General features: G+C 72.9%; 5 protein-coding genes. 2 read left to right on the forward strand and 3 right to left on the reverse strand.

The features are described from left to right. Nucleotides 1-42 precede the first annotated feature (42 nt). The 3 genes from I4Q55_RS15510 to I4Q55_RS15520 form a co-directional block, all read right to left on the reverse strand. Nucleotides 43-1,848, reverse strand: coding sequence for a serine/threonine-protein kinase (locus I4Q55_RS15510; RefSeq protein WP_206788475.1), 1,806 nt, complete (start codon nucleotides 1,846-1,848; stop codon nucleotides 43-45). Next, on the reverse strand, nucleotides 1,845-3,716 hold the full coding sequence (locus I4Q55_RS15515) for a serine/threonine-protein kinase (protein WP_206788476.1): 1,872 nt from the start codon (nucleotides 3,714-3,716) through the stop codon (nucleotides 1,845-1,847). The genes I4Q55_RS15510 and I4Q55_RS15515 overlap by 4 nt, the downstream gene beginning before the upstream one ends. Nucleotides 3,717-3,835: 119 nt before the next feature. Further along, nucleotides 3,836-4,435: a helix-turn-helix domain-containing protein gene (locus I4Q55_RS15520; RefSeq protein ID WP_307793213.1), complete on the reverse strand. Its 600-nt coding sequence runs from the start codon at nucleotides 4,433-4,435 to the stop codon at nucleotides 3,836-3,838. Nucleotides 4,436-4,517: 82 nt separating this feature from the next. On the opposite strand from I4Q55_RS15520, the gene I4Q55_RS50160 reads away from it, so the two are divergent. Next, entirely contained in the window at nucleotides 4,518-5,720 is a 1,203-nt protein-coding gene (locus tag I4Q55_RS50160; protein WP_206788477.1) for an alpha/beta fold hydrolase, read from the forward strand. 220 nt (nucleotides 5,721-5,940) lie between these two features. Beyond that, nucleotides 5,941-6,732, forward strand: a complete 792-nt coding sequence (locus I4Q55_RS15530; protein WP_206788478.1) for a hypothetical protein — start codon at nucleotides 5,941-5,943, stop codon at nucleotides 6,730-6,732. Nucleotides 6,733-6,750 lie beyond the last annotated feature (18 nt).

The following is a 6,750-nucleotide window of genomic DNA, read 5'->3' on the forward strand; positions in this document are numbered from 1 at the left end:
GCAGGACCGGAAACAGCCGGCGGCGCCTGCCGGGATCCTGCGTCAGGGTTTCGGCAGCTTGCCCACCAAGGCCTTGCCGAACGCCACCGCCGCGTCGCAGGCACCACCGCCGGTTTTCGAGGCGAAGATCCGGATGTGCTCCGTGCGCTTCGCGTCGAACTGGCGGTGGTGCCACGACACCGCGCAGCTGTCTCCGGCCGGGTTGCGCGTACCGGTGACGCCGCCGAGGTCGACCGGGCTCCCGTCGTCCGGCACGGTGGAGTACCCCTTGTCGAAGGTCAGCCGCAGTGACGACGATGTCGCCGCCGTCCACTCGCACTCGCGCAGCCGGTTGAGCTTGACTTCGCGGACCGGGCCGAGCACCGGCGCCACCGCGGTCTTGTCGAGCACCGCGCACGGGTCCGTCGCGAGCAGCGTGCCGGGTGGCAGGTCGTACCCGGTGCCGCCGCGGACGCGTTCGAGGACCTTGGCGAGAGTGGTCTTCGCCAGGCCGCACGTCTCGGCCAGCGCCGTCACACCCAGTTCCGGCTGTGCGGGAACCTGGACGCTGGCGTCGCACGTGCTGCCGCTGATCTCGGTGAACAGCACCGGCCGGCCGTCGAGGTCCTCGGCCGGCCTGCCGCCTTCGACGTAGATCTCGTCGCCGAGCTTGATCGAAATCTTCTCGCCGGACTTCGTCCGGTAGTCGCAGCGGTCGAAGTACCCGGAGTCCGGGACGGCACTCAGTTTGCCCGCGTCCTGGACGCTGATGTCGTTCAGCACTTTGCACGGATCCGTGCGCCGCAGCGTTTCCAGGCTCGTCGGATCGAGGTTCGCGCCCGCGGTCGGCGGATCCGCACGGGCTCTCGTCACCAGCACTGCCGTGAGGCTGCCCGCGGCGAGCGCGGCGACGGCCGCCAGCGCGGTCACGACCGGGAACCAGCGGCGACGGCGGGGCGGCGCGGGCAGTGGCGCGGGCGCCGGCCAGGACAGCGCGGTGCGGACCGCGGTGTCCTGCACGTCGATCAGGCGGTGCACCGTGTCCGGCCACGGCCGGGTCCCGGGCGCCACCGGACCGAGGAAGTCGAGGATCCGCTGCGGCGACGGCCGCCGGGCCGGGTCCTTGGCCAGACACGGCTCGACGAGGGTCCGGATCTCGGGCGGCAGCCCGGTCAGGTCGGGGGCGGCGTGCACGACGTTGTAGAGCAGCTGCGCCGTCGTCGAGCCGGTGAACGGGGCGCGGCCGGTCGCCGCCATCACCAGCACGCCGCCGAGGGAGAAGACGTCGCTGGCCGGGGTCAGCGGGCGGCTTTCGGCCTGTTCGGGGGACATGAACGCGGGGGAGCCGACGATGCCGCCGGTGCCGGTGAGGTCGGCGCCGCCCTCGGTGGCGCGGGCGATGCCGAAGTCGATCACCCGCGGCCCGTCCCCGGTCAGCAGCACGTTACCGGGCTTGAGGTCGCGGTGGATCAACCCGACCCGGTGGATCTCGATCAGCGCGGTCGCCAGCCCGACGGCGAGCCGGCGCACTGCTTCGACCGGCAGCGGTCCGGTCGCTTCGACGGCTTCCTTCAGCGACGGCCCGGTGACGAACACCGAAGCGAGCCACGGGGTTTCGGCGTCCGGATCGGCGTCCATGACCGCCGCGGTGAAGGCGCCGGAAACCCGTTGCGATGCCAGCACTTCTTGCCGGAAGCGGCCGCGGAAGCGGGCGTCGCGCGCGAACTCCGCGTGCACCTGCTTGAGGGCGACCAGGCGGCCGTCCGGGGCGACGCCGAGCAGGACGCGGCCCATGCCGCCCTCGCCGAGTTCGGCGACCAGGCGGTACCGGCCGGCGTGCCGGGCCTCGCCCGGCTGCAGCGGCTTCACGGCTTCGGCAGCCCGGGCCGGGCCGCCTTGGCGAAGTCCTGCACCTGGCGGCAGGTCTGGTCGATGGTGAGCGTGCTGGCGGATGTCGCGTAACGGACGATGACGTTCTCCGAGGCTTCTTCGCTGACCTGCCGGTGCGGCCAGGTCACGGTGCAGTTGACCGACGCGGGGTTGTCGCGGTCCGCGGTGAAGTACGCAGTGACGCCGCCGAGGTCGACGGTGCCGGCCGCGTCGTAGGACCCGTCCTTCGCCGGGACGGGCGGGCGTCCGCGCTCGAGCGCGACGGAGATGTCGCCGCCGGCCGTCCAGTGGCATTCGTGCAGGCCGCGGGGCTCCACCTTGGTGATCGGCCCGGCGATCCGCTGCGCGGTCGCGGAGTCGACCAGGCCGCAGGGGTCGACCGGCGCGAGACTTCCCGGTGGGGCGGCGGAAACGCTCCCGGCGCGGAGGCGGTTCAGGGTTTCGGTGAGCGCGGACTTCGCCGCGTCGCACGGTTGGGCGAACTTGCCCACCCCGAGGTTTCCGGCCTCGACCCCGATGGTGGCGGCCGGGCGGTCGACGACCGGCACCGAAGCCGTGCAGCCGCTGCTCTTGACGTCGAGGCTCAGCGGCAGGCCGGCCAGCTCCCCGGCGGGAGTGCCCGCGGCGGCCGACGGGCCCCCGATCGTCAGCTGCATCCACTGGCGCTGCGTGGTTTGGAAGGTGCAGGAGAAGAAGAGAACCTCGCCCTGCGGGGTCAGCTTCCCGATCCCGGGCACCGACGGCAGCATCTGGCACGGATCGGCGCCGCGCAGCTTGTCCGGGCCCAGCGGATCCGGGTTCGGCGCGGACGTCGTCGTCACCGGGGACGGAGCCGGGCTGCTCGCCGGGGCGGCGGTCGCGCCACCGTCGCCGTTGAGCAGCGTGACAGTGGTGATCGTGCCGGCCGCGGCGGCCGCGGCGGCGAGCGCGATCCGCCGGCCCGGCCGCCGCGGCTTCGGCGGCTTGGCCACCACGGCCGTCACCTCGGCCTGGTGGCGCGCGATCAGGCCGTGTACGGCGGGCGGCCACGGCCGCTGGACCGGCGGCAGCGGCCCGAGGAGCTCGAGCAGCTGCGCCGGTGCCGGCCGCCGGGCCGGGTCCTTGGCGAGGCACGGTTCGGCGAGAGCGCGGATGTCGGGCGGGAGGATCCGCAGGTCCGGGTGTGTGTGGACGACGTTGTACAGCGACTGCGGAGCCGACGCCCCGGCGAAGGGGCTGCGTCCGGTGGCCGCGAGGACGAGGAGCGTGCCGAGGGAGAAGACGTCGCTCGCCGGGGTCAGTGGCCGCCCGTCCGCTTGCTCCGGCGACATGAACGCGGGCGAACCGAGGATGACTCCGGTGTGGGTCAGGTCGGTGCTGCCTTCGGCGGCGCGGGCGATGCCGAAGTCGATGACGCGCGGGCCGTCGTCGGCGAGCAGGACGTTGCCCGGCTTGAGGTCCCGGTGCACGAGCCCGGCCCGGTGGATGCCGGTCAGCGCGGACGCGAGCCCGGCGGCCAGGTGCCGCACCGCGGTCGGTGGCAGCGGCCCGGTCGCGTCGACGGCTTCCTGCAGCGAAGGACCGGCGACGAAGACCGAGGCCAGCCACGGGGTGGGTGCGTGCGGGTCGGCGTCCATCACCGCCGCGGTGTAGGCGCCCGAGACCAGCCGGGATGCCTCGACCTCGCGGCGGAACCGTTCGCGGAACCCGGGATCGTGCGCGAAGCCACGGTGGACCTGCTTGACGGCGGCCAGCCGGCCGTCGGGGGCGACCCCGAGCAGCACGCGGCCCATCCCGCCCTCGCCGACCGCGGCGAGCAGCCGGTACCGCCCCACCTGTGCCGGCTCACCCGGACCCAACGGCTCCACACCCACCTCCGCGGGCGATCGTAGAGCGTGGCATCCCGCGGGCGGCCGGGAATGGCCGGATCCGCGTCGGTGCGGTGATCTGCTACCGGGGACGGTCGGTATTCGGCTGCTCGGGCAACCTAGGGGAGGCCGAGCGAGCGCGAGAGGTGAGTGGCCCACCAGCGAAGCTGCGGGCCGCTCGCCTCTCCTTCCGGGCCGGTGAGGCCGGCGCTGCGGCGGAACGTGGCGCCGTAGAGCGGCTCGGTGACCAGAGCCTGGTGCAGAGCCGCCACGGCGAGCCTGGTGTCCTCGACCGGGGTGTCGGCCGCGTCGGCTCGCAGTGCGTGGAGCGCGTCGACGACCGGGGCGAGCATGCCCGATCCCTGATCCCGCCATCCGGCGGCGTGCAGCGCCACGGCCAGTTCGCCGTAGCCCCGGCGATAGAACGCGGCCAGGGCGTCGACGAGCTCACCGAGATCGGCGCCACGGTCGAGCCACGTGTCCAGCACCTCCGCCAGCCCGGTGCGGATCTTCCGGCCGCCGTGCCGCAGCAGCGCTTCCAGGAGGCCGTCGCGGCTGCCGAAGTGGTGGTTGATCCCGGCGTCGGTCATGCCGACGCGGGTGGCGATGGCCCGGACCTGGACGGCGGCGACGCCGCCATCGGCCAGGAGCCGCTCGGCGGCGTCCAGGATCAGGCGCCGGGCTTCGCCGGCAGGACGCCGCACACGCGAAGATGTCACGCCCGCCACCGTACCTTGGCATGTCAAGGTACGGTGGTTAGCCTCTTACCTTGACCATGCAAGGTAGAGAGGGGGTCGCCCCATGTTCGAGCTCATCGGCAATCTGCGGTGGATCGCGCGCCCGGACGCAGTCCTTCGCGGACACGAGGCCGGCGTCGGGCCGACCGTCCTGCTGCTGCACGCAGGTGGCGAGCGGCGCCGGGTCTGGACGCCGGTCATCGAGGTCCTCGTCGACGCCGGGTTCCGGTGCGTGGTCTTCGATCAGCGCGGACACGGTGACAGCGGCGGCTCGCCGCGGGCGTTCGCGCCCTTCGCGGACGACGTCGCCGCCATGCTCCACGCCGAACCTCCTGGATGCGTGGTCGTCGGCGCCTCACTGGGCGGGCTCGCTGCCATCGCCGCCTTGGGTGATGCAGCGGTCCGGGAGAGGGTGGCCGGGCTCGTACTGGTGGACGTCGTGCCCGACCTCGACCCCGGCCGGGTCCGCGGCTTCCTCGCCGACGGCATGCTCGACACGCACGCCGAGCTCGTCGAAGACACACTCGCCCAGGTCCCGCGGCTGCGCCAGGTCACCGCCCAGCTCGACGTGCCTGTCCTGCTGGTTCGCGGCGGCCGTGGGTCGCCCGTCACCGACGGCGATGTCGACCGGTTGCTGCGCCAGGCGCCGCACGCCGCAGTGGCCCGTATCCGCAAAGCCGGGCACCTCGTCGCCCGGGACCAACCGGTGGCGTTGGCCGAAACCGTCGCCGCCGTCACAGACCAGTGGCCGGCGCTCGCGCTCCTGCGCGATCTCGGCGCGGGACAGGTCGGCCACCCCGGCGGGAACCTCCTCGACCACCTCCGGCGCACGGGTGAGCAGGTGGCCGAATGGGGCGGGAGCCGGCGCGCACGCCTCGCCGCGCTGTGCCACGCCACTTACGGCACCGACGGCTTCCCGCACCCGCTGCTCCCGCCGGATCGGCGAACGCGCCTGCGAGCGGCCATCGGCGACGACGCCGAAGCCCTCGTGCACCTTTACGCCGCCTGCGACCGGGGCAGGACCTACGCTCACCTCGGCAGGACACCGCTCCCGCTCACGGACCGCTTCACCGGTGAGGTCGTCTCCCTGACCGGCGACGACCTCACCGACTTCGCGCTCCTCACCATCGCCGACGAACTCGACGCGGCCCGCACCGCCGCGCTCACCACCGAAGCCCGCAGCGCCATCCGTACCCGCATCGCCGCACTGGGCGCCTCCGCCCCCGAAATCACCAGCCGAGCCCTCGCCGACCCGTCCCTGGCCTGACCGCACCGGCCAGGCCAGGTCGGCTGCGGGTCGCCGTGTGGTTCGGACGTGCGTGTCCTCGGCGTCGGCTGTGGCCGCCTTGTCCCGCTGGAGCAGGAGGACCGGGCCGCTGCCGGTGACGTCGTAGGTGATCGTGGCACCGGGTACGGGCAGGATGGGGTGTGGGGAGTCGTGCTTGTCGGACGCGGTCCCTTTTCCCGGCCTGAGGATTGGACGCGCAATGGGACGGTCGTCGGTGTTCACCTTCCAGTACATCGCCATCGACACGGAGGCTGGTGTGACGCCGGAGGAGTTCGAGACCTTCGTGCGTGGTGAAGGTGTTCATCTGCCGTTGTACCCGGGGTGGCGGTGGACGCTGTTGCGCGGGTTGCGGGGAGAGCGGACGGGGCAGTACCTGATGTTGTTCGAGATCGAGAGCGCCGAGCAGCGTGACCGCTATGTCACGGCCCGGGGTGAGCAGACCGAGCTGGCCCGGTTGTTCTGGGCGCGGTACCCGGAGGCGGAGGCGGTGCTGGCGCGGTGGCGGCGGCTGGGCACGTTCGCTGAGTTGCCGACGTTGTTCACCGATTACCGGCTGTTGGCCGACAATCCGCGGAGCACGGTCACGCCCGGTCCCCGCTACCGCGACCGCGCGGGGGAGGAGCGCGTCGCCCGGGTGGTCGGGATCCACAACCTGGCGTTGCGCGCCGGGGTGACGGAGGAGGTGTTCGACCGGTTCATCGCCGAGAACCACCACCGGATCGACGACTACCCGGACTGGCGGTTCCACGTGCTCAAGGGTGAGCGGGGCAATCGCCTCGACCAGTACGTGATGATGATGGAGATCGCGAGCCTGGACGCGCTGGACGTGTTCTATCCCGAGCCCGACATCGCCACCGGGGAGGCTGCGGAGTTCGCGGCTGCCCACCGCGACACCAAGCAGATGTACGAGGAGTGGAAGCGGCTGGCCTCGTTCTCCGGCTCGCCGCAGATCTACACGGACTACCTCGCCGTCGCGGAGAACCCGGCGTAGTCCCGCACGACCGGGCCG

Origin of the sequence: Amycolatopsis sp. MtRt-6 (assembly GCF_017308975.1) — a bacterium.
Lineage (GTDB): Bacteria > Actinomycetota > Actinomycetes > Mycobacteriales > Pseudonocardiaceae > Amycolatopsis.